This window comes from Pseudomonas sp. PDM09 (assembly GCF_014852305.1).
GTDB lineage: Bacteria > Pseudomonadota > Gammaproteobacteria > Pseudomonadales > Pseudomonadaceae > Aquipseudomonas.
Window position 1 is genome coordinate 854935 of the sequence record NZ_JACVBI010000001.1, and the last position, 25280, is coordinate 880214.

General features: G+C 59.5%; 18 protein-coding genes. 8 read left to right on the plus strand and 10 right to left on the minus strand.

Features of this window, described 5'->3' with window-relative positions; genetic code table 11:
* The first annotated feature begins 10 nt into the window (after positions 1–10).
* From IB250_RS03790 to IB250_RS03800, 3 genes are all read left to right on the plus strand, one after another.
* Positions 11–826: a CheR family methyltransferase gene (locus tag IB250_RS03790; protein WP_192343033.1), complete on the plus strand. Its 816-nt coding sequence runs from the start codon at positions 11–13 to the stop codon at positions 824–826.
* Between the two features lie 76 nt (positions 827–902).
* Positions 903–2117 carry a hybrid sensor histidine kinase/response regulator gene (locus IB250_RS03795; protein ID WP_192343034.1) on the plus strand — a complete coding sequence of 405 codons (1215 nt, stop codon included), beginning with the start codon at positions 903–905 and terminating at the stop codon, positions 2115–2117.
* 44 nt (positions 2118–2161) lie between these two features.
* On the plus strand, positions 2162–2539 hold the full coding sequence (locus IB250_RS03800) for a response regulator (protein ID WP_192343035.1): 378 nt from the start codon (positions 2162–2164) through the stop codon (positions 2537–2539).
* A gap of 132 nt (positions 2540–2671) precedes the next feature.
* Here IB250_RS03800 and IB250_RS03805 read toward each other — a convergent pair whose 3' ends face one another.
* From IB250_RS03805 to IB250_RS03820, 4 genes are all read right to left on the minus strand, one after another.
* A complete protein-coding gene (locus IB250_RS03805; protein WP_225603302.1) occupies positions 2672–4333 on the minus strand; it encodes an ATP-binding protein in 1662 nt (553 codons plus the stop codon).
* Positions 4334–4338: 5 nt separating this feature from the next.
* A complete protein-coding gene (locus IB250_RS03810; protein WP_192343037.1) occupies positions 4339–5841 on the minus strand; it encodes an ATPase domain-containing protein in 1503 nt (500 codons plus the stop codon).
* A 146-nt stretch (positions 5842–5987) separates the two neighbouring features.
* Positions 5988–7043 (minus strand): tetratricopeptide repeat protein, encoded by a 1056-nt coding sequence (locus tag IB250_RS03815; protein ID WP_192343038.1) that lies wholly within the window; start codon positions 7041–7043, stop codon positions 5988–5990.
* 76 nt (positions 7044–7119) lie between these two features.
* The gene (locus tag IB250_RS03820; protein WP_192343039.1) at positions 7120–8019 is read right to left on the minus strand and encodes a bestrophin family protein; all 900 of its coding nucleotides are present in this window, start codon (positions 8017–8019) and stop codon (positions 7120–7122) included.
* Positions 8020–8229: 210 nt separating this feature from the next.
* Here IB250_RS03820 and IB250_RS03825 point away from each other — a divergent pair, with 210 nt between their 5' ends.
* Genes IB250_RS03825 through IB250_RS03835 form a run of 3 tightly spaced genes read left to right on the plus strand, consistent with a single transcriptional unit; the run spans position 8230 to position 11537 of the window.
* The gene (locus tag IB250_RS03825; RefSeq protein WP_192343040.1) at positions 8230–10377 is read left to right on the plus strand and encodes an FUSC family protein; all 2148 of its coding nucleotides are present in this window, start codon (positions 8230–8232) and stop codon (positions 10375–10377) included.
* Positions 10367–10567 (plus strand): DUF1656 domain-containing protein, encoded by a 201-nt coding sequence (locus IB250_RS03830; protein WP_192343041.1) that lies wholly within the window; start codon positions 10367–10369, stop codon positions 10565–10567. The genes IB250_RS03825 and IB250_RS03830 overlap by 11 nt, the downstream gene beginning before the upstream one ends.
* Before the next feature lie 4 nt (positions 10568–10571).
* A complete protein-coding gene (locus IB250_RS03835; RefSeq protein WP_048393500.1) occupies positions 10572–11537 on the plus strand; it encodes an HlyD family secretion protein in 966 nt (321 codons plus the stop codon).
* A gap of 209 nt (positions 11538–11746) precedes the next feature.
* Here the strand turns inward: IB250_RS03835 and IB250_RS03840 are convergent, their stop codons facing one another.
* The 3 genes from IB250_RS03840 to mexE are packed head-to-tail and all read right to left on the minus strand — an operon-like array spanning position 11747 to position 17625.
* On the minus strand, positions 11747–13168 hold the full coding sequence (locus IB250_RS03840) for an efflux transporter outer membrane subunit (protein WP_192343042.1): 1422 nt from the start codon (positions 13166–13168) through the stop codon (positions 11747–11749).
* Positions 13165–16356: an efflux RND transporter permease subunit gene (locus tag IB250_RS03845; RefSeq protein WP_192343043.1), complete on the minus strand. Its 3192-nt coding sequence runs from the start codon at positions 16354–16356 to the stop codon at positions 13165–13167. Before IB250_RS03845 ends, IB250_RS03840 begins: the two co-directional genes overlap by 4 nt.
* A gap of 15 nt (positions 16357–16371) precedes the next feature.
* Positions 16372–17625, minus strand: a complete 1254-nt coding sequence (gene mexE, locus IB250_RS03850; RefSeq protein ID WP_192343044.1) for a multidrug efflux RND transporter periplasmic adaptor subunit MexE — start codon at positions 17623–17625, stop codon at positions 16372–16374.
* Between the two features lie 592 nt (positions 17626–18217).
* Here mexE and IB250_RS03855 point away from each other — a divergent pair.
* Together IB250_RS03855 and IB250_RS03860 are read left to right on the plus strand one after the other, a co-directional pair.
* Positions 18218–19237, plus strand: a complete 1020-nt coding sequence (locus tag IB250_RS03855; protein WP_192343203.1) for a substrate-binding domain-containing protein — start codon at positions 18218–18220, stop codon at positions 19235–19237.
* Complete coding sequence (locus tag IB250_RS03860; RefSeq protein ID WP_192343045.1) at positions 19225–22245, plus strand: EAL domain-containing protein; 3021 nt, start codon at positions 19225–19227, stop codon at positions 22243–22245. Before IB250_RS03855 ends, IB250_RS03860 begins: the two co-directional genes overlap by 13 nt.
* 65 nt (positions 22246–22310) lie before the next feature.
* On the opposite strand, the gene IB250_RS03865 is transcribed toward IB250_RS03860, so the two are convergent.
* The 3 genes from IB250_RS03865 to IB250_RS03875 form a co-directional block, all read right to left on the minus strand.
* On the minus strand, positions 22311–22946 hold the full coding sequence (locus IB250_RS03865) for a TetR/AcrR family transcriptional regulator (protein WP_192343046.1): 636 nt from the start codon (positions 22944–22946) through the stop codon (positions 22311–22313).
* Positions 22947–23019: 73 nt separating this feature from the next.
* A complete protein-coding gene (locus IB250_RS03870; RefSeq protein ID WP_192343047.1) occupies positions 23020–24171 on the minus strand; it encodes an acyl-CoA dehydrogenase family protein in 1152 nt (383 codons plus the stop codon).
* An 18-nt stretch (positions 24172–24189) separates the two neighbouring features.
* On the minus strand, positions 24190–25278 hold the full coding sequence (locus IB250_RS03875) for an enoyl-CoA hydratase/isomerase family protein (RefSeq protein ID WP_192343048.1): 1089 nt from the start codon (positions 25276–25278) through the stop codon (positions 24190–24192).
* Between the last annotated feature and the right edge of the window lie 2 nt (positions 25279–25280).

Here is a 25280-nt window from a genome sequence, read left to right on the forward strand (position 1 = left end):
CAGGACACTAGTGGAGCGCGACACCGAAACCGAATTGCGCTTATTGATCGAGGCGATCTACCTCAAGTACAGCTACGATTTTCGCGATTACTCCAGCGCGTCGATCAAACGCCGGGTCAATCACGCCTTGAGTCAGTTCGAGTGCAAAACCATCTCGGCGCTGCGAGAGAAGGTTCTGCATGATCCGACCGCGTTCATGCAATTGCTGCAATTGCTGACGATTCCGGTCAGTGAAATGTTCCGCGACCCTTCGCATTTCCTGGCGCTACGTCAGGAAGTGGTGCCACTGCTCAAGACTTATCCGTCGATCAAGGTCTGGATCGCGGGTTGCAGCACTGGCGAAGAGGTCTATTCGATGGCGATTCTGCTGCGCGAAGAAGGCCTGCTGGATCGCACCATCCTCTATGCCACCGACATCAACCCGCACTCGCTGGATAAAGCGCGGCAGGGGATTTTCTCCCTGGAGAACGTACGGGCCTACACTCACAACTACCAGCAGGCGGGTGGTCAGCGGTCGTTCGCCGATTACTACACGGCGGCCTATGGTTATGCGATTTTCGACAAGAGCCTGTGCGACAACGTGACCTTCGCCGATCACAGCCTGGCCACCGACAGTGTGTTCTCGGAAACTCAATTAATTTCATGTCGTAATGTATTGATTTATTTCAATAAAAAACTTCAGGGCCGTGCGTTGGGCTTGTTTCACGAATCACTGTGTCATCGGGGTTTTCTGGCGCTGGGCAGTAAGGAAACCCTGGATTTCTCGGCCTATGGCAATCAATTTGAAGCATTGGTCAAACCAGAACGGATCTATCGCAAATCATGAATAGGGCAGTGCTGGATACTCATCGGCTGGATCTTCGCGGCATTGGCCGTCTGTTTGTCGAGCTGGAACGAATCGTATGTTAAGTAATGTCCTGGCCAAATTACTGATCGTCGACGACCTGCCGGAAAACCTTCTGGCGCTCGATGCATTGATCAGGCGTGAAGACCGTATCGTCTACAAAGCCCTGTCCGCCGACGAAGCCTTGTCGCTGTTGCTGCAGCATGAATTCGCCATGGCCATTCTCGATGTGCAGATGCCCGGCATGAACGGCTTCGAGCTGGCCGAGTTGATGCGCGGCACGGAAAAAACCAAAAATATCCCGATTGTGTTCGTCAGTGCCGCCGGCCGCGAGCTTAATTACGCGTTCAAGGGCTATGAAAGCGGTGCGGTAGATTTCTTGCACAAGCCGCTGGACGTTCATGCGGTCAAGAGCAAGGTCAATGTCTTTGTCGACCTGTATCGCCAGAGCAAAGCGATGAAGCATCAGGTCGAAGCGCTGGAGCAAAGTCGCCGGGAGCAGGAGGCGCTGCTCAAACAGTTGCAGAACACCCAGAATGAGCTGGAGCAGGCGGTGCGCATGCGTGATGACTTCATGTCTATCGTGGCTCATGAAGTCCGTACGCCGCTCAATGGCCTGATTCTTGAGACCCAGTTGCGTAAAATGCACCTGGCCCGGAATAACGCTGCAGCATTCACGCTGGACAAGATGCACGCCATGGTCGACCGCGACGAGCGGCAGATCAAAAGCCTGATCCGCCTGATCGAAGACATGCTCGATGTATCGCGGATCCGCACCGGTAAGCTGTCGATCCGCCCCAGTCGGTTTGACCTTGTGCAACTGGTGAACAACCTTCTGCAGAACTTTGCCCCGCAGGTCGAGGCCGCCGAGTCGTCGATGACCTTGACGGCCGAGCAGCCGGTGGTGGGCCACTGGGACGAGTTCCGTATCGAACAAGTGATTTCCAACTTGTTGACCAATGCGCTGCGTTATGGTGCCAAGAGCCTGATCGACGTACGCGTGTACAATCAGGACGGGCAAGCGTGGGTTGAGGTTCAGGATCGCGGTATCGGGATCAGTGAAGAGAATCAGCAGCGCATTTTTCAGCAGTTCGAACGGGTTTCCGCCAAGACCGTTGTAGCGGGGCTGGGCCTGGGGCTGTTTATTTCGGAGCAGATTGTCGCCGCCCACGGTGGCTCCATCACTGTCGAGAGCCGGATTGGCGAAGGCGCCTTGTTTCGCGTTTGTCTGCCGCTGCAGGGAAACAGCCCGATAAACGCAACCTCTGAGTGACCGCACGGTCGTATCAGCAGCTATTGACCGAACAAAGGCTTTCCATGAGTGAAGATGCACAAGATGTGGTACTGATCGTCGAGGATGACCCTTCGATCTTGATGGTGCTGTCTGCTTACTTGTCGGGTGAGGGTTACCGGGTGCTGCAAGCCGAAAACGGCGAGCAGGCCTTTGAAATTCTGGCGAGCAAGCCGCATCTGGACATGATGATCACCGACTTCCGCTTACCGGGGGGAATCACTGGCGTGCAGATCGCCGAGCCCGCCGTGAAGCTGCGACCGGAGCTCAAGGTCATTTTTATCAGCGGTTACCCGCAGGAAATTCGCGAAACCGACAGCCCGATCACCCGCAAAGCACCGATCCTGGCCAAGCCGTTCGATCTGGATGTGTTGCAACAGGTCATGCAGGACCTGCTGTCCTGAAGACGGCGGACCCCCGTAGGAGCTGCCGCAGGCTGCGATCTTTTGATCTTTTGATCTTTTGATCTTTTTGCGCTTGCGCGACGGCCCAGATCAAAAGATCGCAGCCTTCGGCAGCTCCTACACGAGAATCCCTCAGATTCTGATCATCTCCCGCACCTTCGCCGTCAACAAATCGAAGGTGAACGGCTTGGTGATCATCTGCATGCCGGGATCAAGAAAACCACCGCGCACGGCGGCGTGTTCGGCATACCCGGTGATGAACAATACCTTCAGATCAGGCCGATACTGCCGGCCGATTTCCGCCAGTTGCCGGCCGTTCATGCCCGGCAGTCCCACGTCGCTGATCAGCAAGTCGATTCGCTGACTGGAGTTGAGTATCGGCACGGCGCTGTCGGCATCGCCCGCTTCAACGAAGGCGTAGCCCAATTCACTTAATACGGCACTGACCAACACTCGAACTGCGGGATCATCCTCGACGATCAGCACGGTTTCGCCGTCCCGGGCGTAAGGAGCGTGTTGGGCATCGATTTGGGCGTCCTGGACCAGTTCGCCGCTGAAACGCGGCAAAAACAGACTGACCGTGGTGCCTTTTCCGACTTCACTGTGAATGCTCGCATGGCCGCCGGACTGTTTACTGAAACCATAAATCATCGACAATCCAAGGCCTGTGCCCTGGCCAATGGGTTTGGTCGTGAAGAAGGGATCAAAGGCCCGGTTGATGGTGCTTTGCGGCATGCCGCAACCGGTATCGGTGACGCTCAGGACGATGTAATCGCCCGGCTGCAGATTGCTGTGTGCCGCGGTGAACCCCGGATCCAGATGCTGATTGGAGGTTTTTACCAGCAGCTTTCCGCCGTCGGGCATGGCATCCCGGGCGTTGAGCACCAGGTTGAGCAGGGCGCTTTCGAGTTGGTTGGGATCTGCCTCGGCGACCCACAGTTGCTCGTCCAGCTGCATTTCCAGGTGAATGCTTTCGTTGATGCTGCGCTGCAACAGTTCACCCATGGATACCACTAGGGTATTCATCTGCACCGGTTTTGAATCCAGCGACTGGCGACGGGAGAACGCCAGCAGACGATGCGTCAGGCCCGCCGCGCGGTTGGCGGAGGTCACTCCAAGATCGATCAGACTGTCCAGGTCTTCGGTGCGTCCGCGCGCCAGGCGTCGACGCAGCAGCTCCAGACTGCCGATGATGCCGGTCAGCATGTTGTTGAAGTCGTGGGCAATGCCGCCGGTGAGTTGGCCGACCGCTTCCATTTTCTGCGACTGCCTGAGGACTTCCTCGTTGCGGCGCAATTGCGCGGTGCGCTCTTCAACCTGTTGCTCGAGGGTTTCCAGGGTATTTTGCAGGCGCAGTTCACTTTGGCTCAGATCAATCAACCGGTCTCGGGCTTCATACTGCCGACGTCGCCCGCGCAACGCCGTGGTGACCAGGCTGATCAGCGTGACCGGATGGAACGGGCGCTCAAGGAAAGTCACGTTGCCCAACTGCGAACCGAGTCGCGATGCAGGGTTCTGCTCCGGGCCACCGTGGTGAGTCAGCAGCACGATCGGCAGATCCGACCACGCCGGTTGCTGTTCGATCAGACCCAGCAGTGGTTCAAGGTCGGCGCCCAATAAAGCCTCGCAAGCAATCACCAGCAGGCCGGCACCTAGCGACAGCTCATTGCACAACGCGCCCAGATCCCGGGTGATGACCCCGTCGAACCCTGCCTCGTTGAGCATCATCAGCGCGATCTGGCTGTCGCGTCCCAACGGCGCAAGAATGATCGCACGCTCGGACATTGCCTCCATGACCGTCACTGGGCATCTTCCTCAAGCAGCGGATTGCTCGCGCCCAGATAAGTGGGCACGCCACGCAATACACCCTGGAATGCCTCCAGTGGTTTACCGATGGTCATGCCGTGGCTGCTGATGCGGTATTCGCGGATGGTCGATTCGTGGCTGCCGGTACGTTTTTTGATGATCGAGATCGCTCGGCGAACCTTGCCCAGGGCTTCGAAGTAGCGCAGCAGAATGACCGTGTCGGCGAGATAAGTAATGTCGACGGGGGCCTGCATGTCACCGACCAGCCCATGTTGGGCGACGGTCATGAAGGTGGCGGCGCCTTGGCGATTGAGGTATAGCAGCAACTCGTGCATGTGCAGCACCAGCGCATTTTCCTCGGGCATCGCCGCCTGATAGCCGTTGATACTGTCGATCACCACGGTTTTGATATTGCGTTCATCGACACAACGACGAACCCGGTAGGAGAACTCGCCGGGGGACAATTCGGCGGCGTCCACTTGCTCGATCAGCAGGTTGCCGGTGTCTTCCAGGGCCTTCAGGTCGATGCCGATGTTTTTCATCCGCTCGAACAGCAGCCCCAGTTCTTCATCGAAGATGAACAACGCGGCCTTTTCGCCACGGGCCACCGCCGCAGCGGCGAAGATCATCGAGATCAGCGATTTGCCAGTGCCGGCCGGGCCTAGGATCAGAGTGCTGGACCCCGTCTCGATACCGCCACCGAGCAGGGCATCCATTTCCGGGATGCCACTGGTCAATTGCTGGCGGATATAACGGCCGCGATGTTCGGCCGCCACCAGGCGTGGGAACACATGCACGCCGTCACCCATGATGGTGAAGTCATGGAAACCGCCCCGGTACTTCTGGCCGCGATACTTCACCACGCGGATGCGCCGGCGTTCGGCACCGTAGTTGGGCGTCAATTCTTCGAGACGAATCACCCCGTGGGCCACACTGTGCACGGTTTTGTCGAGGGCTTCGGTGGTCAGGTCGTCCAGCAGCAGCACCGTGGCCTCGTAGCGCACGAAGTAATGCTTGATGGCCAGAATCTGCCGGCGATAGCGCAAAGAACTTTGGGCCAACAGGCGGATTTCGGACAGGCTGTCGACCACCACGCGGGTCGGTTTGACCCGTTCGACCGCTTCGAAAATCTGTTTGGTGGCTTCACCCAGCTCCAGGTCCGAGGAATACAGCAGGCTCTGCTGTTGTTCGGCATTGAGCAGGCTTTCCGGCGGCGTCAGCTCGAAGATGTGGATGTTCTCATCCAGCTCCCAGCCGTGGGACAACGCCCCTTGGCGCAGCTCGCGCTCGGTTTCAGACAAGGTGATGTACAACGAGCGCTCGCCGGCATGGGCGCCAGCCAGCAAAAAATGCAATGCGACGGTGGTTTTGCCGGTTCCGGGTTCACCCTCCAGCAAGAACACGTGGCCGCGGGACAATCCACCGGCCAGGATGTCATCCAGACCTTCAATGCCGGTGGCGGCTTTTGCACTGATCAACTCGTTAGATGTAGACAAGAAATGCCCTCTCATGACTAGGGGAAGCGAGGCAACAGGCTTGAAGTGCCTGAATGGAATGCCTGATCACTTGACCTTTCGCCGAGACGGCGGTTCAACCTTTTGTGTTTGTGTGTGGTTCTTGTACAAAAAAGCAAAGATCTTGATTAAAGCCCTTGCTGCAACGCCGGATCGTCGGGGTTGAGCTGTTCCAGCTGTGCCAGCAATATCTGCACGTTCTGCAACTGTCCGCTTTCCTTCCAATAGTTGATCAGCAGCACGCGCGCCTTGCGATCGGCCGGGTGGCGCTGGACGATTTCCTGCAACTGGTTCTGCGCCGCCTCCAGCTCCTGCTCACCGTGCAGCGTGGTGGCCAGGTCGTAGCGGTAATCCTTGTTGTCCGGCTCAAGCTCCACGGCTTTGGACAGCCCGAGCAGGGCGAACTCACTTTGCCCGTGATGCAGCAACCAGAGCCCCAGCGCATGTTGCAGGTAAGCCGAGTCAGGCTGGGCCTTTAACTGTTTCGCCAACAATTGCCTGGCGGCATCGCTTTGGCCCTGTTTATCCAGCACTTCGATCTGCATCACCAATGCCGGCAGGTTGCCGGGCGCCAGTTGTAACGTGCGCTCCAAGGCCTGCTGCGCATCCTTCAGCTCGGCATTGTGCAAGTGCAGGCGCGCCAGTTGGTATTGGGTTTCGGCGCTTTCCGGCTGACCCTTGAGGAGCTGCTCCCAAGCATCGATGGCCTGCTCCAAGGGGCCGAAGTACAACCCCAGTTCATCCGGCGTCAGACCCAATAAGGCGTTGACCGCCGCAAACCGGACGCTCGGATCGCTGTCATCAAGCAAGGGCCCCAGCAACAGGCTGCGCTGCCCGCTGGGCACCAACCCACTGATGCTTTTGATCGCTGCGATGCGCACATCCGCCGATGGATGTTGCAAGTCCGCATCCGCCAGTTTCAGGGCTTGCGGGCTTGGGTAGTTGGGCAGTTCGGCGTGCAGCCAGACACGGCGCTTGGTCGACAGGTCAGGGCGACCCAATTGCTGGTAAAGCACCCGCGCCGCCCCCGGTTGACCCGCGCGTGCCTGGGCCAGCGCTTCGCTGTAGCCATGCTTGATCGCCGCCGGCACCACGGGCGTCGTGCTACGCAGGAAAAACCAGGCGAGGGCGAGGGCAAACAATACGCAGAGGCTGATGAGCAAGTAGCGGCGGGACTGAGGCATGCAGGAATCCGGGAGCTGGCAGGCTTTTGCAAAGCCACCAGCTTCGGTCAGGCCGGGCTGTGAGTCAAACCCAAGCTTAGGTCAGCACGTAGTCGACCGGCTCAAGGGCGGGTGGCAACGCGGTTTGCCCCAGCGCTGCCAGCACTTCGCGCTCCAGCATGCGCACAATCGCATTGCACGGCAGATCGTTCTCATCGAAGCCGAAAGGGTCTTCCAGGTCGTCGCCGATTTCGTCGAGGCCAAAAAAGGTGTAGCTGACAATGGCGGTGATCACCGGCGTCAGCCAGCCGAGGGGTTCGGCCATGGCAAATGGCAACAAGATGCAGAACAGGTAAATGGTGCGGTGCAGCAGCAGGGTGTAAGGGAAGGGCAGCGGCGTGCTTTTGATTCGTTCGCAACTGGCCTGGACCTGGCTGAGGCTGACCAGTCGAGTTTCCAGTTGGGTGTAACGCCACTCGCTGATCTGACCACGTTCGGCCAGCGCTGAACACCGAGCACCGATTCGCTGCAAGAGTGCGTCAGTGATGTTCGGGTGCTTTGCGTCTACGGCTTCTTGCGTCCACGGTTTGATCGCGCTCATCTCGTTTTCAAAACGCAGGCGGGCGATCAAGCCATGGGCGAAACCGCAGAGTTCACGCAGCAGAAGTTCACGTTCGGCCGCCGTCATCAACCCTTGGGTTTCGCGAATCAACGAGCGTACTTCGATGATCAGTTGCCCCAGTTGCTTGCGACCCTCCCACCAACGGTCGTAGCAAGCATTGTTGCGAAAACTCATGAATATCGACAGCGCCAATCCCAGCAGGGTGAAGGGTGTGGCATTGACCTTGGAAAAATAGGCCGGGTGCCAAGTCTCCACCAACACAATGACCGACGCGAGCAAGGTCACCAATAGACTGCGCAAGGCAATACGCTTGGCAATCGAGCCTTTAAGGGAAAACAGCATGCCGATCAGATTCGGCTTGGAACGCACAATCATGGGCAGCAACTTTATATAGAGAGTGGCGCTTTCGCAGCAGTGTCAGCCTAAGGGGCGGCGGGGGGGCTGTCCAATTGCTATGGCTGACGAGGTAATCGACAGGCTCTATCAAGGTAAGCGTGTCCATCGGCGAATTTGCCTACAGGTTTTGTCGACACTGAAACCTGTCGAGGCACTGAAGCAATGACTACGCTTGCTGGAGATGACTTAATGAGCACACCCATGCAACCCCTGCTTCAATATTTCAAGGCGATACTCAACCCCGGACGAGAGGTGCTGCTGTTCGCCCTGAGAACCATTGTGGCCGGGCTGCTGACATTGTATCTGGCCTTCCTGTTCGACCTTGAGCAGCCCAAGTGGTCGATCATGGCGGTGGTCATCGTCAGCCAGCCATTGGGCGGCATGGCCCTTGCCCGAAGTTTCGGCCAGGTCATCGGCACCACGTTAGGAGCGGTGGTGGCGGTGTTGATCATGGCGATCTTCCCCCAGGCGCCCCTGCCTTTCATCCTCACCCTGGCCTTGTGGTTGGCATTCTGTACCGCCGGCGGCACCTTGTTGCGCTACACCAGCTCCCAGGCATTTGTTCTGAGCGGGTACACGGCGGTGGTCGTGGCGCTGCTGGCGGTGCCCGATCAGGACGGCACGTTCCTGCTGGCCGTCACTCGTGTGACCGAGACGCTTTTGGCGGTGGCTTGCGTGTGCGTGGTCAGCCTTCTCACGGCGCGGCCGGAAGCTGTGGCGCGGGATTACTTCGCCAAGATCGATCAGGTCATCAAGCTGCTCGCGACCCACGCTGCTGCCGTCATTCGAACCGAAGAAAGCGAGGCCGATTTCCATCGGCGGCAGATGCAACTGCTCGGTGCAATCAGTGCTCTGGAGGGGGTACGTCGGCATTTATATTACGATGCGCCACGGTTGCGCAGCGCCAATGGGCTGGTGCAACTGCTGGGCAATCAGCTGGTGCTGCTGACTTCGCGGTTGACGGCCCTGCGTCACCAGCGGCAACTGCTCACCGAACGCTGGGAAGGCGCGTTGCCGGAAGAGATACAACGTTTGCGCGCCGAAGAACTGGCGTTTCTCGATGAATTGGCCCTGCGAGGGCGTTCATTGTCGACTGAGGCGCGGCACTCTTTCGCGGCGCTGCAACAGCGTTTCGATGACCAGGCCTACAAGGCCGAACAACTCACCGAGACGATGCCTGCCACCCTGCGTTCATTGGCCTGGGCACTGCGTTGGGAGCAGGCGCGGATGCTAGAGCAGCTGGCACAGATTCTGGAGCTAAGCGACGCGATCCAGGAAGGGCGTGAAGCCAGTTGCGTATTCCGTGGCCAGGACAATCCGCTGCATCTGGACTTCACCTTGGCGGCAATGAATGCAGTCCGGGCATTTGTCGCGCTGCTGGTGGCCGGTCTGATCTGGATCGAGACTGCCTGGGACGGGGCCCGTGGCGGGATGATTGTGGTGGGGATTCTCTGTTCGCTGATGGCGACTTTTCCGCGACCGTTGCTGGCTGCGCAAAGCTTTGCCAGGGGGCAGGGTCTGGCCATGGTGGTGTCGGCGCTCTATCTGTTCATGCTGATACCGATGATCAGTGACTTCGAATTACTCGCCTTGTTGCTTGCCCCATTGCTGTATGCCGTCGCGGTGGGGCTGGCCAGTCCGCCAACCACCGGCACAGGCATTGGTCTTGGACTGACGACCATTCTGTTGCTGGGGCCGCAAAACACAGAAATCGGCCAAAACAGCGCCATTCAGTGGTTTGAGTTTGCTGGTGCGTACATCAGCGCCTCCGCGCTGGCGCTCAGCGTCTACGCCTTGATCTTCCCGTTCAGGCCCGTTTTGCGGATACGTCGGCTGTTCAGTGAAAACTGCGAGCAGGTCTACGCTTTGCTGAAGACGCCGGCCACCGATGAACAGCAATTTGCGTTTGAAAGTCGTATGGTCGATCGCCTGACCATGATGTTGGGACTATTACCGGCTACCAACGACAAGCACTCCAGCGAGCTGTTCGAAGTCAGCCTTGGGTGCATGGCACTGGGTGTGGCTTTGAACCAGCTCAGGCAACAGGGGCAAAGCAACACGTTGCTGAGTACAGACCAGCAAAACCGTTTGCTGGCTGCCGTGCGTGAGACAGGCCGATTGATCTCCGGGCGGCCCGGGATTGACCTTGAGCAACTGCTCGGAAACTTGCGTGTCTTGGGCGATGAAATGGACGACTTGCATTTAGACGTTCATGAACACCTGTGGTCGGTTTTCAGGATGCGCGTGGCGTTGTTGATCGTGGTGTCGTTTCTGGAGCGACATCGCCAATACTTTCAACCCGCCCAAACGGAAGGAGAGCCAGCCCTTGCCCATTGATTTTGAATTGGGCGGCGTCTACTTGCCGCCGATTGCCCAGGCGTTACTGCTGGCCCTGCCGATCTTCCTGCTGCTGGACTGGATCTTGCGCCGTTTTGGCGTGCTGCGTTTTGTCTGGCATGAGGCCTTGTTCGAAGGCGCGTTATACGCCAGCGTTTGCGCGACGCTGATTCTGGTGATGGGAGCTTGATGCCTTGAAGAAGATCCTTGCCCGACTCGTGACTGTGGCGGTGGTATTGCTGGCCTTCGTGCTCGGCTGGTTCGCCTGGGAACATTACACCCGCGCGCCCTGGACTCGGGATGCGCGGGTTCGCGCCGATGTGGTGACGTTGTCCGCAGATGTCTCGGGGCGCATCGTCAGCCTGAGTGTTCAAGACAACCAGCATGTTACGAAAGGCCAGTTGCTGCTGGAGATCGACCCGGCTCGTTATACGCTGGCAGTGGAGCATGCCAAGCGCGCAGTGGAAGTCGCAAAAGCCACGCTGGGCCAGTCTGAAGCGACGATTGTCTCCAGCGAAGCGCTGCTCAGGCAGCGCCAAAGCGAAGAGCGCCGCCGTCGAACCCTCAAACAGGGTTTCGCGATCTCCGGCGAAGAATGGGAAAAGTCCAGTACTGAAGTGGCTGTGGCGCAGGCGGAGTTGTTACGCAATCAGGCCAATCTGGGCCTGGCACAAGCCAATGTGCAACTGGCGATTGCCGCATTGACCCAGGCCGAACTGGACTTGCAGCGCACGCGGGTCGCAGCGCCTGTTAGCGGTTATGTGACCAACCTGCTGACTCGTCAGGGGGATTACGCCACTGCCGGAGGGGCGTTGCTGGCGCTGGTGGATAGCGACTCGTTTTATGTCAGCGGCTACTTTGAAGAAACAAAGCTGCCGCGAATCGAGGAGGGCGACCGGGTCAGGGTCGAGTTGATGAGCGGCGAGACCTTCGGCGGCACCGTGCAAAGCATCGCTTTTGCTATCGCCGACCGCGAGAACTCCCCCGGCAGTCGCCTGCTGGCAAACATAAACCCCAGTTACACCTGGGTGAAGCTGGCGCAACGGGTGCCGGTGCGGATTCAAATCGACGCCGACTATGTCGCCAAAAACCGCCTGCGTGCCGGGACCACGGCCACGGTAACCATCATGGAAAACGGCGATAGCAAGGCAACCCACTAACCTCTGTGGGAGCGGGCTTGCTCGCGAAGAGGCCGGTACATCCAATAGATATTCTGCGGCTGATACATCGCATTCGCGAGCAAGCCCGCTCCCACAGGGGGGGGGGTGACTCCAGCACGGCGTGCAGACAAAAAAAGCCCCGCGACCGAATGAGGCGCGGGGCAAAAGAATTGGTTGGTTGCGGCCAACCAAAGGAGCTCTATAAAACGTTACTTGCTGGCGACCGTCTCTGGCTGCCAGCCGCCGCCAAGGGCTTTGTAGATCGCGACAATGCCGCGATACAAATCGACTTCGGCCTGGGCCTGGGTGTCTTCGGCTGCGAGGCGCTCACGCTGGGCATCGAGCAACACGAGGAAGTCCACGGTGCCTTCGCGGTAGCGAATATCGGCCAGGTCCGCAGCGGCGCGGCTGGATTCGCTTTGACGAATCAGCGAGATCAGGCGCTGCTGACGTTTGCCGTAATCGCTGAAGGCGTTTTCCGACTCTTCCAGCGCCAGCAGCACTTGCTGCTCGTAGGTCGCCAAGGCGCCTTCGGCTTCAGCATCGGCACCGCGCAAACGGGCGCGCACGCTGCCCAGGTCGAATGCCGCCCAGGTAATGCTTGGGCCCAGTGCCCAGGCATTAGCTGCCGAGGAACCGATCTGCGATCCGCGCCCGGCGGTGAAACCGAGGAAGCCGCTGAGGCTGACCCGTGGGAACAAATCAGCCTTGGCCACGCCGATGCGAGCGGTGGCGGCCGCCAGTTGGCGTTCGGCGCTACGGATGTCCGGACGCCGTTGCAGCAGCTCGCCCGGATCACCGATTGGCAGGGCCTTGGCGATGGCCGGCAAGTCTTTTGGACTCAGGTCGACGCTCAGCTTGTCCGGACGCTCGCCCAGCAAGGTGGCGATGCGGTTGCGCTGACGCACCTGTTCGGCCTGCAGTTGCGGCACGCTGGCTTCGACAGAGGCCAGGCGCGCATCGGCGCGAACCACGTCCAGCTGATCGCCGACACCGGCATCACGCAGGCTTTCGGTGATCTTGCGCGACTCCTGCTGGTTGTTCAGGTTGGCCAGGGCAATCTTTTCCCGCAGCTGTGCGCCGCGCAGTTGGCCATAGGCGTCCACCAATTCGGCAATCATGGTGACTTGCAGTTGGTAAAGATCGGCTTCGGCGGCCTGCTGTTCAGCGTCGCTGGATTCCAGGTTGCGCTGGATGCGACCGAACAAGTCCAGTTCCCAGGCCATATCCAGGCCCAGGTCATAGCGTTCACTGCTGACCCGGTCGGTGGTCTGGCCGGGAATCTGCCCCTTGGCCAAATCACTGCTGGCGCGGCTGGTGATGGTCGGCATGGCGTCATTGCTGGCGTCATCGCGAATCGCCCGGGCCGCTTTCCAGCGAGCGAAGGCCACGCGCAAATCACGGTTGCCTTGCAAGGATTGGGTCACCAACTGGTTGAGGGTCGGATCGTCGAACTGCTGCCACCAGATGCCTTCGAAACGGGCGCGGTCGAAGTTCTTCTGACCGGCGCTGCCATCGGTGGCGGCCGTGATGTTGGCCGCCTCCGTGGTTGGGGTTTTGTAGTCCGGGCCGACGGCGCAGGCACTCAAGGCCAGCACCAGAAGGCTCGGCAGGAAGGCTTTCAGGGTCATTGTTGCGCCTCCAGTTGCTTTTCCAATTTCAGCGCCTTGGCCGCTTTGCGCGCTTCACCGCGCTCCACAAAGTTACGAATCAGTACGTAGAACACTGGCGTCAGCAACAGACCGAAGAAGGTCACCCCGAGCATCCCGGAGAACACCGCCACCCCCATGGCATGACGCATTTCGGCACCGGCACCGCTGGAGAAGACCAGAGGCACCACACCCATGATGAACGCGAAGGAGGTCATCAGGATCGGCCGCAGACGCAGGCGGCAAGCTTCCAATACCGCTGCCAGCGGGCCGAGGCCTTCTTCCTGTTTATCCTTGGCAAACTCAACGATCAGAATCGCGTTCTTACAGGCCAGTCCCACCAGTACGATCAAACCGATCTGGGTGAAGATGTTGTTGTCGCCGCCCGAGGCAATCACACCGGTGATGGCCGACAGCAGGGTCATCGGTACGATCAGGATCACCGCCAGTGGCAGGCTCCAGCTTTCGTATTGAGCCGCGAGCACCAGGAACGCCAGCAGTACGCAGAGCGGGAACACGAACAGCGCTGTGTTGCCGGACAGAATCTGCTGGTAGGTCAGGTCGGTCCACTCGTAGGTCATGCCGTTGGGCAATTCGTCCTTGAGCAGTTTCTCGATGGCTTTCTCGGCCTGGCCGGAGCTGTAGCCGGGGGCTGCCGCACCGTTGATTTCAGCGGTGATGAAGCCGTTGTAGTGCATCACACGGTCCGGCCCCGAGGTGTCGCTGACCTTGATGAAGGTCGCCAGCGGAATCATCTCGCCGCGGTTGTTACGCACTTTCAGCTGACCGATCTGGTCCGATTCGAGACGGAACTGCTGCTCAGCCTGAACGTTGACCTGGTAGGTGCGACCGAAGCGGTTGAAGTCGTTGGCATACAGCGAACCCAGGTAGATCTGCAGGGTGTCGAAGATATCGCTGACGGCCACGCCGTGGGTCTTGGCTTTTTCCCGGTCGATGGCGGCATCGACCTGCGGCACGTTCACCGTGTAGCTGGTGAACAGGCCTGCCAGCTCCGGAACGCTGTGGCTTTTAGCGATGATGTTCATGGTTTCTTTGTACAGCTCGTCATAGCCCAGGTTGCCCCGGTCTTCGATCTGCAGGCGGAAACCGCCAATGGTGCCCAGGCCTTGTACCGGCGGCGGCGGGAAGATCGCCATGTAGGCTTCCTGAATCCCTGCATACTGGCCGTTCAATGCACCGGCAATCGCACCGGCGGACATGCTCGGATCCTTGCGCTCGTCGAAAGGCTTCAGGGTCACGAACACGATGCCGGAGTTAGGGCTGTTGGTGAACCCGTTGATCGACAGACCCGGGAAGGCCACCGCGCTTTCCACGCCAGGCTGTTTCAGGGCCAGGTCGGACATGCGCTTGATCACGTCTTCGGTACGGTCCAGGCTCGCGGCGTCCGGCAGTTGCGCGAAGGCCACCAGGTATTGCTTGTCCTGGCCGGGTACGAAACCGGTCGGGGTATTGGAGAAACCGAAGAACGTCAACACCATCAGGCCTGCGTACACCAGCAGGGCGATACCGCTGCTGCGGATAACCCGGCCCACGGTGCCGACATAGCCGTGGCTGGCCTTGTCAAAGAAACGGTTGAACGGGCGGAACAACCAGCCACCGAAGATCTTGTCCAGAACCTTGGAGAAACGGTCCTTCGGCGCGTCATGGCTCTTGAGCAATACGGCGGCCAGCGCCGGCGACAAAGTCAGCGAGTTGAAGGCCGAGATCACGGTCGAAATCGCAATGGTCAGGGCGAACTGTTTATAGAACTGCCCGGTCAAGCCGGAGATGAACGCGGCCGGGATAAACACCGCACACAACACCAGCGCCGTCGCGATGATCGGGCCGGTCACTTCACGCATCGCACGCTTGGTGGCTTCTACAGGGGTTAATCCGAGCCCGATGTTTCGCTCGACGTTCTCCACCACCACAATCGCATCGTCGACCACGATACCAATGGCCAGTACCAGTCCGAACAGCGACAGGGCATTCAACGAGAAGCCGAACAGGTGCATCACGGCAAACGTACCGATCAGCGAAACCGGCACTGCTACCAACGGGATGATCGAGGCGCGCCAGGTTTGCAGGAACAGGATCACTACGAGTACCACGAGGATCAGCGCTTCGAAGAGGGTGTGAACCACCGCCTCGATGGAACCGCGCACGAAGATCGTCGGGTCATAGACGATGCTGAAATCCATGCCTTCCGGGAAGTTCTTCTTCAGCTCGGCCATTTTCTCCCGGACGTCGTTGGAGATCTGGATCGCGTTGGAGCCAGGGCGCTGGAAGATCGGGATCGCCACCGCCGGCTGGTTGTCGAGCAAGGAGCGCAGGGCGTACTGGCTGGAGCCGAGTTCGACGCGAGCGATGTCTTTAAGGCGAGTGATTTCACCATTTTCGCCGGAACGAATGATGATGTTCTCGAACTCTTCCTCGGAAACCAGACGACCTTGCGTGTTCACCGACAACTGGAACGCGGTGGCATTCGGCGCAGGCGGAGCGCCCAGGGCACCGGCCGCCACTTGACGGTTTTGTTCACGAATCGCAGTGACCACATCGGTGGCGGTCAGGTTGCGCGAAGCGGTCTTGTTCGGATCGAGCCATACCCGTAGCGAGTAATCGCCCATACCGAACAGCTGCACATCACCGACACCGCCCAGACGCGCCAGCTCATCCTTGATGTTGAGCAAGGCGTAGTTGGACAGGTAGAGCATGTCGTAGCGTTTGTCCGGCGAGGTCAAGTGCACAACCATGGTCAGGTCGGGCGAAGCTTTGTCGACGGTGATACCGATACGCGTCACTTCCTCGGGAAGCTTGGGTTCGGTCCGGGTCACGCGGTTCTGCACCTGTACCTGCGCGTTGTCCAGGTCAGTGCCCAGGGCGAAGGTGATGGTCAGGGTGATCTTGCCGTCAGCGGTGGACTGCGAGGACATGTACAGCATGTTCTCGACGCCGGTGATGGCTTGCTCCAACGGAGCGGCCACGGTTTCACCGATGACTTTAGGGTTGGCGCCCGGGAAGTTGGCACGGACCACAACGGTCGGCGGCACGACTTCGGGGTATTCGCTGATCGGCAACTGGAACAGCGAGATGGCGCCGGCGATCAGGATCAGCAGCGACAGTACCGCTGCGAAGATCGGCCGTGAAATGAAGAATTGGGAAAAATTCATCGGAGTAATTGTCCCTTAACCGCGTGGAGTGGCAGCAGCCACTTTCACAACCGTACCCGGCGCGACCTTGGCAGGTGCGACTTGGGGCAGGTTGCTGGCTTCCAGCGCTTGTCGTTGTTGAGCCAGCGCCGCGAGGGTTTCCTGGCTGGCCATCGGGATCACTTCAGGGGTGACCGGTGAACCAGGGCGAACCCGTTGCAAGCCCTTGACGATGATGGTGTCGTCTTTGTTCAGGCCGCTGCGCACGATGCGCAGACCTTCGATCTTCGGACCCAGTTCGACGGGGCGGTAAGCCGTTTTGTTGTCGGTATCCATCACCAGCACGAACTTTTTACCCAGGTCGGTACCGACCGCTTCGTCGTTGATCAACACCGCGGAGTAAGTGCCGCTGCCCACCAGTTTCAGGCGTGCATAAAGCCCCGGGGTGTAGGTGCCGTCGCTGTTGTCGAACACCGCACGACCGCGGATGGTGCCGGTCTTCGGGTTGACCTGGTTGTCGACGAAGTTCATCTGGCCCTGGTGCGGGTTGCCGTCTTCATTGGACAGGCCGAGGTAAACCGGCGTGGTTGCGCCGCGTTGGCCCTGGCGGGCGAGCTGGGTGTATTTAAGGAAGACACGCTCGTCGGCGTCGAAGTAGGCGTAGACCTTGTCGGTGGACACCACGCTGGTCAGCGCGGTGGTATCGGCGGTCACCAGGTTGCCGGCGGTGATTTCCGCACGGCTGACACGGCCGCTGATAGGCGCAGTGACGCGGGTGAAGCTCAGGTTCAGTTTGGCCAGGTCCAATTGGGCCTGGAGGGCACCGACGGCGGCGCGGGCTTCTTGAGCCGCGCTGGTACGCGAGTCGGCGAGTTCGGCGGAAATCGCGTTGCTGGTGCGCAGGCGTTCGCCGCGCTGGGATTCGTTTTCACTGCGGGTGGCGGTGGCGCGAGCTTGGGCAACCAGGGCTTCGAGGCGGCGGACCTCAGCCTGGAATGGACGCGGATCGATCTGGAACAGCAGGTCGCCTTTCTTGACCAACGCGCCTTCGGTGAAGGCCACATCATCGATCTGGCCGGAAACCCGTGGACGAATCTCTACCGTTTCCGGCGCTTCAAGGCGCCCGGTGAATTCGTCCCACTCGTTGACCGGTTGCTCCAGCACCTTGGCCACGCTGACTTTGGCCGCGGGCATCGTGGCGGCAGCGTCCGGGGTCTTGCCGCAGGCGCTCATCACCAGCACGGCCAACAAGGCCAAGGGGAAGCGCAAATGTTTGAGTGACTGTTCCATGGATGCATCCGCCAATGTATTGAGATGGACGGATGATGCTTGGCGGGGTTGTATGGCACGAATCGAATGAACCGAAGGTAACTATCATTCGGAATGATATAAGTTCATTGCTAGCCCTCTAGCATGCACCTCCCATTGGCGGGCTTTCAAATGAAATGATGACAATTCAGTGTTGCACGGAGTGTAAGGATTGGCATTAAGCGCGTTGTGGGCATCGCGAGCAGGCTTCCACACATGGACCGGCGGCGTACACAAATCCCCATACAAGGAGCCGTAAGTTGCGCAAGTAGGCCATGGACCCTGTCCCATTTCCTGAATGTTCAGGACTAAAATTCGCGCACTTTCCCCACAAAAGACCTGATGACAGCAGAACCGACTATCCTTTCGGATAGTGAACGCTGCACTCTTGGCAAAAAGGGACGCCATGCCAGACTATGAACGCGCCATCAGCTCCAGACCCGGCATCACATGCGGTGATCGAGCCTGTCTGATCAGGCTCTGGTTACTCAGGCCCTGGCTACTCGCTTCAATTACGGTTTGCTGTCTTTTCACGGCAACTCCCGGATACGCTGTCGAAAACGCCACGGTTACGGTGATTCAAGCGCAGGAAGTCGTTTCCAGGGCCACCCTTGAAGCCGTTCGCTGGAGCGGCCCTGAATCCGGCCCGCAAGCCCTGCGGGGCAAGAACATCGCCCTTGTCGCAGAAGATTTGCGTAACGGAGGAATTGTCGGTGTCGCGCAGGGCGCTCGCGAGGCAGCCAAGGCGATGGGCTGGACGCTGAAGATATTCGATGGCGCTGGATCATCGGCCGGGCGCGCAAAGGCCTTTTCCGATGCCCTGGCAGCGAAACCCGACGGCCTCATTCTGTGCGGCTCCGATGCTCTTGAGAACAATGCGGCGCTGATCCTCTTCGCCAACACGGATGTGCCGGTGGTTGGCTGGCACGCCGGGGCACGCCCCGGGCCAATTGACGGCACGCCGGTGGCCATGAACGTCACGACCGATCCGCTCGAAGTGGCTCGCCTCACGGCCATGGCGGCAGTGGCACAGTCAAACGGACGCGCCGGCGTGGTCATCCTGACCGACTCCAAGTACAGCATCGCCATGGCGAAAGCCAAGGCCATGGAAAACGTCATTCGGGCCTGTCGGGAATGTACGTTGCTGGAAGTGCGCGATGTCGCGATCTCCGAAAGTGGCGAGAAGATGCCGGCGATCACCAAGGAGCTGCTTCAGCGCTATGGCAAGCGCTGGACCCACACGCTGGCCATCAACGATATCTATTTCGACTACTCGATTGCCTCATTGACCAGTGCCGCAATACCCAGTGACGGCATCAGTCTGTTGTCTGCCGGTGATGGCAGCGCCTCGGCTTTCTTGCGCATACAGGCAAAAACCTACCAGACCGTCACCGTGGCCGAGCCGCTCAACCTGCATGGCTGGCAAGTGATGGATGAATTGAACCGGCTGTTTGCAGGTCTGCCGGTGAGCGGCTTCGTAGCGCCGATTCACCTGGTCAATGCCGACAATATCGCCTTCGACGGCGGGAAGAAATTCCAGTACGACCCTGACAATGGCTATCGAGACATCTATCGCCACCAATGGAATCCCTGACATTGGACGTTACTTCCCGGCTCGGACGCCGGCTATTGCCGCAATCGCTACGCGCACAGTTCACACTGGCGTTTCTGACGCTGGCGCTGCTGATCCTGGCGAGTGGTGCAACGGCGGTCTACGCCTTGCGCACGTCAAACAACGGCACCCGCCAGTTGACGGAGGAACGACTGGTCCGCATGCAAAATGGGCAAGACATGCTGCAGCGTACCTTGCTGATCGAACGCCAGACCGATCAGCTTCTGACAACCCGCTCCCCCGACACCCTGCGTTCAAGCTATGCGGCGACCGTCGAACAGCTTGAAGCCCTTGATCAACTGGTGCAGCAGCTGACTGCCGCGAACAGTGGCGTGGCGATACTCGACATGCATCAGTCGAGTCAGATGTTCCGCAATACCGCCAACATCGTTGCGCAGTTGCGAGAAAGCCTGCTGCAAACCGAGGTCACCTTCAAGCAAACCATGGAGGATCACACCGCCCGGTTAACCGCGACCCAGACCCGGGCCAGCCTGGAACTGGCGGTGTTACTTTTCGACCTGCCGCAGGCTGTCGACAGTGATGCCGTGCAACGGCTGCGGATCCGATATGAGCGCCTGTCACGCACCACAGGCAAGCTACCCGACGCTAATGTGGAGACGCCCGATCTCTTCTCCCTGCGCCTGAGGCTCATCAATCAGTACAACGTCATACAGCACTTCAATGAGGAACTGAAGAACGAGGCCGGGGTTCTGGTCGCGGTGGCCCGTGCGCAATCCAGTGCTTACACCGAAGACTATCGCCAAGCCCTGCAGCGCCTGGTCGAGGATTCAAATCGTAGCCAGCAATGGGTGCTGATCATGTTGGGCGCCAGCCTGGTGTTTGCCTGGTTCGTGACCCGGGTCTTCATGGGGCGTCATGTGCTCGTGCGTCTGAATGAAATAAGCCGGCAATTGCGTCAGGAGCGCACTGACAAGACGCATTTGATGATGGCGGAACATGGGAAGGACGAGATCGGCAACATGGCTCGCGCGGTGAATCAATTTCTCAAAGACCGACTTCAGCTGGAAAAAAGAACGGTCCAATTGAGCATCGCCACAGAACGGCTCGCCTTGCAAAACAGCCGATTAGAGCAAGAAGCCGTCATCCGTGCCGGACAAGGTCATGTCCTGGAGCTGATCGCCAGGAGCACCGAGCTTGCAGAAGTCCTCGACAGCCTGGCTCACTTGGTCGAGTCCCAACTGGAGGGGATGATGGTGTCCATCCTGGTACTGGATGAGGATGGCAAACACCTGCTGCACGGGGCTGCGCCCAGTTTGCCGAAAGCCTATAACCAACTCATTGACGGGATTGCGATCGGTCCGAACGTCGGTTCATGCGGCACCGCGGTGTATCGACGAGAACCGGTCATCGTCACGGATATCGAGCTGGATCCGCTGTGGGAGGAGTACCGTTCAGTCGCCGCGCCCTATGGATTTCGCGCGTGCTGGTCGACGCCGATTCTGTCCCATGAACGCAAGGTATTGGGTACGTTTGCCTTGTATTCCAGCACCGTGCGCAGCCCCAGCTCGACCGAAACGCGACTGATCAACATGGCGACACCGCTTGCCGGCATTGCGATAGAACGCCAACTGACCGAAAAGCGCATTCGCTATATGGGTGACCATGACGCGCTGACCGGGCTGCCAAATCGCACACTGCTCGAAGACCGTCTCAAGCAGGCAATACTTTATGCTCAGCGCTACAGCCGGCTGGTGACGGTGGTGTTTCTCGATCTGGACAAATTCAAACTGGTGAATGACAGCCTTGGGCACAGTGCTGGAGACGAACTGCTGAAAACCGTCGCCCAGCGCATGCTGGAATGTGTACGCCGCACCGACACCGTCGTGCGACTGGGTGGCGACGAGTTTGTGATCATCCTGTTCGACCAGCCCTCAGACCTCGACGGCGTTACTCCCGCCCTGCACAAAATCCAGGAAGCCATCCTGCAACCGATTCAGCTCAGCGGACATACACTCCACGTCACCTGCAGCATGGGGTTGGCCACCTATCCCGCCGACGGCAGCGATACCGAGACGTTGCTCAGCAACGCGGACGCCGCCATGTACCGGGCCAAGGAGCTGGGGCGCAACAGTTACCAGTTCTATACGAGCGAGATGAATAACAAGGATCAGGGCAAGCTCGCCATGCAAGACGGGCTTCGAAACGCACTCAACCATGACGAGTTCCTGCTGCTGTACCAGCCACAGGTGGATTTGCAGTCAGGTCAGATTATCGGCGTAGAAGCACTGATCCGCTGGCAGCACCCCGAGCTCGGCATGGTGTCTCCAATCAAATTCATTCCGCAGGCCGAAGAGACCGGCTTGATCGTGCCCATCGGCGACTGGGTGATTCATACCGCGTGCAGACAGAACAAGGCCTGGCAGGATGCGGGCTGGCCGCCGATCACCATGTCGGTGAATATTTCAGCACGCCAGTTCATCGAAAGGGACCTGATCGACCGGGTGATGCATGCCTTGCAAGAAACCGGACTGGACCCGATGTACCTTGAGCTGGAGCTGACCGAAAGTCTGATCATGCAAGACCTTCAGCAGGCCATCAGCAAAATGAAGGAACTGCAATCAATGGGGATCAGTCTCTCGATCGACGACTTCGGCACCGGCTACTCCAGCCTCGCAGCATTGAAAAGTTTCCCGATCGCGAGACTCAAGATCGACCAGTCTTTCGTGCGCGATCTGCCCGACAACGAGAACGACAAAGCCATCGCCACCGCAGTGATTTCGTTGGGGCACAAACTGAACCTGAAGGTCATTGCCGAAGGTGTCGAAACCGAAGAGCAGCAAACCTTCCTGCGTGAAAACGGCTGCGATGAAATTCAGGGCCACTTTTTCAGCTGCGCGGTCAGCGCAGAGGAAATAAGTCAGTTACTGCGTAAGCCCCGGTTGCCTCAACCGAGCCGCATTGCGAGCCCTGACTCGCTCAGGCGAAAACGCGTTGTAAAACGCCCAAGCAGTCCAATACCCGGGCGTTAATGACCAGCGTACGGTAAAACGCTCGGCGTGCTTTATGAACCTTCAAGAGCCACTCGGCCAGAGGCCTAAGTTGCCCGCAACGCACCCTGAAGAGCGCTCATCACCATGTCATGCAACAATTTGCGGCGTGCTCCCTTGCTTGCCTGTGGCTCCGCAACCCAGGCCGGCAGTTGGTTCAGCAGGGAAACGATGCCGCTCAAGGTGGCGCGTCGGGTGGCGTTGGCCGGTGTGCCGGTGAGTTGCTCTATCGTTTCCACCAGATGCTCCTCGTAGCGTCGGCGCAGGCTCAGGATCGAGGCATGCTGTTCGCTGCTCAGGCAATGGAGGTCGTATTCCGCCAGACGGAAATGCGCCCCCATTCGCTCGTGTAGCAGCAGATGCGCCTCAAGTAGGCCTTGCAGTCGTACAGCGGGGGCGGATTTGCGACGAGTCACCAGGCTGGCGCCATGAAGCAACTGTTCGTAGAGTTCCTCGATCAGTTCGAACAGCAGTGCCTCCTTGCTTTCGATGTGGTTGTAAATGGAGCCAGCCTTGATCCCCAGATAGGTGGCCAGGTCGCGCATGCTTACCCGGCTGAAACCACACTTGGCGAACAACTCGAGAGCCTTCTGGCGGGTTTCCAGGTAGCGCGAGTCGATGGCCACCGCCAACAAGGCATTCGATTTGGCGCAACGCGACATGACGGGCTGGGCGTGGGTCATGAAATCAGGCCTCCATTCCGCGAGAGGAAACACAGTGAAGTCCGGACGCGGCAGGCGCGTCCGGCTGCAGGGGTCAGAGCGCGTAGTGACTCAGTTCGCGGGCGATCACCAGGCGCTGGACCTCGCTGGAGCCTTCGTAGATCTGAGTGATACGCGCGTCGCGGTAGTAACGCTCCACCGGGTAATCCTCCAGATAGCCGTAGCCGCCATGGATCTGAATGGCGCTGGAGCACACGCGTTCGGCCATTTCCGAGGCGAATAGTTTGGCCTGGGAGGCTTCGGACAGACACGGTTGTGCGGCACTTTTCAGGCGCGCCGCATGGAGTATCAGCAGCCGGCTGGCGTTGAGTTGGGTGTGCATGTCGGCGAGCAGGTTGGACACGCTCTGGTGCTCGATGATCGGCTTGCCGAACTGGATGCGTTCGCGGGCATAGCCAAGTGCAGCCTCGAAGGCGGCGCGAGCGATACCCAGGGCTTGGGCGGCGATGCCGATGCGACCGCCCTCGAGGTTGGACAGGGCAATGGCCAGACCTTTGCCGCGTTCACCCAGCAGGTTGGCTTCGGGAATGGTGCAGTTGTTCAAGGTCACCGCGCAGGTATCGGAGGCCTTGATCCCCATCTTGTGTTCGCGTCGGTCGACCACGAATCCGGAGTTGTCAGTGGGGACCAGGAAGGCCGACAGCCCTTTCTTGCCCAGTTCCGCATCAGTGACGGCGAAGACAATGGCCAGCCTGGCCCGCTCCCCGTTGCTGACGAACTGCTTGGCACCGTTGAGAATCCACTGGCCGTCGCGCAGTTCGGCACGGGTGCGCAGGTTGTGCGCCTCGGAGCCGGCCTGTGGTTCGGTCAGACAGAAACAGCCGATCGCTTGACCACTGACCAGAAGCGGCAGCCAGCTGTCCTGTTGCGCGGGGGTGCCGTATTTCAGCAGGGGGCCGCAGCCCACCGAATTGTGGATGCTCATCAGCGCGCCGAGGGCACCGTCACCGGCCGAGATTTCTTCCACAGCCAGAGCGTAGGCCACATAGTCGGTATAACTGCCGCCCCAGGTGTCCGGGACGACCATACCCAGCAGACCCAGCTCGCCCATCTGCGCCACCACCGCGTCATCGATCCAGCCGGCCTTCTCCCAGGCTTGGGCATGCGGCGCGACTTCACTGCGGGCGAAGTCGCGCGCCATGTCGCGGATCATGCGTTGCTCTTCGGTCAATTCGATATCGTGCATTGTAAAGTCTCCTGCCGATCAGGCGGTGCGTACGGGCTTGCCGGAGGCGCGTTCAAAGTCGTTGAAAAAGGCTTGTACCCGGGCAGGAACCAGCTCTGCCAAGGTGGGTGGGTTCCAGCAAGGGCGCTTGTCCTTGTCGATGATCAGGGCGCGCACACCCTCCATCAGGTCGCCCTTGTCGAACCACTGGTAGTCGAGGTGCAACTCCAGAGCGAAGCACTCAGCCAGGCTCAGGTAACGACCACGACGCAACAACTCAAGCGTCGCAGCCATCGCCAGCGGCGAGCGGCTGTCGAGCAGCTTGACCGTCTGCTCGGCCCAGTCTTGCAGCTCAGGGCGATGTTCGCCCTGCAGCGCGGCGCGAATGGCCGGGACATCGGGCAAGGCGAAATATTCGTCGATTGCCTGGCGACAGGCCTTGAGCTCGGACCCGGCCAGACGCTCGGTGGCCATGTCGCAGAGCAGGTCCTGCAAGTCTTCGGCGGGTGCAGCGGTCCAGATCAAGTGGTCGATTCTGGCATCGAGTTCGGCCAGTCGTTCGCTGGGCAGGTAGTAGTCGGCAAGGTTCGCATAGAGGGCATCGGCGGCACGCACCTGGCAGCCGGTGATGCCCAGATAGGTGCCTAGTTCACCTGGCAAACGCGGCAGGAAATAGCTGCCACCGACATCAGGGAAAAAACCGATGCCGACTTCCGGCATGCCCATCCGCGTGCGCTCGGTGATCACCCGTAACGAGGCGGCCTGGGCCAGGCCCATGCCGCCGCCGAGGACGAAACCATCGAGCAGTGCCAGCACTGGCTTGGTGTAGCCGTGCAGGTACTCATCCAGGGCGTATTCTTCTTCGAGGAACAACTCATGCTGGTTGTCGCCGGCCTTGTGACTGTCGTACAGCATGCGGATATCGCCACCGGCGCAGAAGGCTTTTTCGCCAGCACCGCGCAGGGTCACGGCGACAATCTCCGGGTCCTGCTCCCAAGTCCGCAGGTGCCGGCAGAGCAGGCGCACCGTGGGCAGGTCCAGGGTGTTCAACGCATTTGGCCGATTCAGTGTCAGGTGGCCGACGCGGTTACGCACGCTGGCCAGCACTGGGGCTTGCTGCTCGCTCATGC

Coding starts and splice junctions, on each gene's coding strand:
- IB250_RS03845 (WP_192343043.1), bottom strand. CDS start 16,356: ATGAATTTTTCCCAATTCTTCATTTCACGGCCGATCTTCGCAGCGGTA.
- IB250_RS03795 (WP_192343034.1), top strand. CDS start 903: ATGTTAAGTAATGTCCTGGCCAAATTACTGATCGTCGACGACCTGCCG.
- IB250_RS03800 (WP_192343035.1), top strand. CDS start 2,162: ATGAGTGAAGATGCACAAGATGTGGTACTGATCGTCGAGGATGACCCT.
- IB250_RS03825 (WP_192343040.1), top strand. CDS start 8,230: ATGAGCACACCCATGCAACCCCTGCTTCAATATTTCAAGGCGATACTC.
- IB250_RS03860 (WP_192343045.1), top strand. CDS start 19,225: ATGGAATCCCTGACATTGGACGTTACTTCCCGGCTCGGACGCCGGCTA.
- IB250_RS03870 (WP_192343047.1), bottom strand. CDS start 24,171: ATGCACGATATCGAATTGACCGAAGAGCAACGCATGATCCGCGACATG.
- IB250_RS03840 (WP_192343042.1), bottom strand. CDS start 13,168: ATGACCCTGAAAGCCTTCCTGCCGAGCCTTCTGGTGCTGGCCTTGAGT.
- IB250_RS03815 (WP_192343038.1), bottom strand. CDS start 7,043: ATGCCTCAGTCCCGCCGCTACTTGCTCATCAGCCTCTGCGTATTGTTT.
- IB250_RS03805 (WP_225603302.1), bottom strand. CDS start 4,333: ATGGAGGCAATGTCCGAGCGTGCGATCATTCTTGCGCCGTTGGGACGC.
- mexE (WP_192343044.1), bottom strand. CDS start 17,625: ATGGAACAGTCACTCAAACATTTGCGCTTCCCCTTGGCCTTGTTGGCC.
- IB250_RS03875 (WP_192343048.1), bottom strand. CDS start 25,278: ATGAGCGAGCAGCAAGCCCCAGTGCTGGCCAGCGTGCGTAACCGCGTC.
- IB250_RS03820 (WP_192343039.1), bottom strand. CDS start 8,019: ATGATTGTGCGTTCCAAGCCGAATCTGATCGGCATGCTGTTTTCCCTT.
- IB250_RS03865 (WP_192343046.1), bottom strand. CDS start 22,946: ATGACCCACGCCCAGCCCGTCATGTCGCGTTGCGCCAAATCGAATGCC.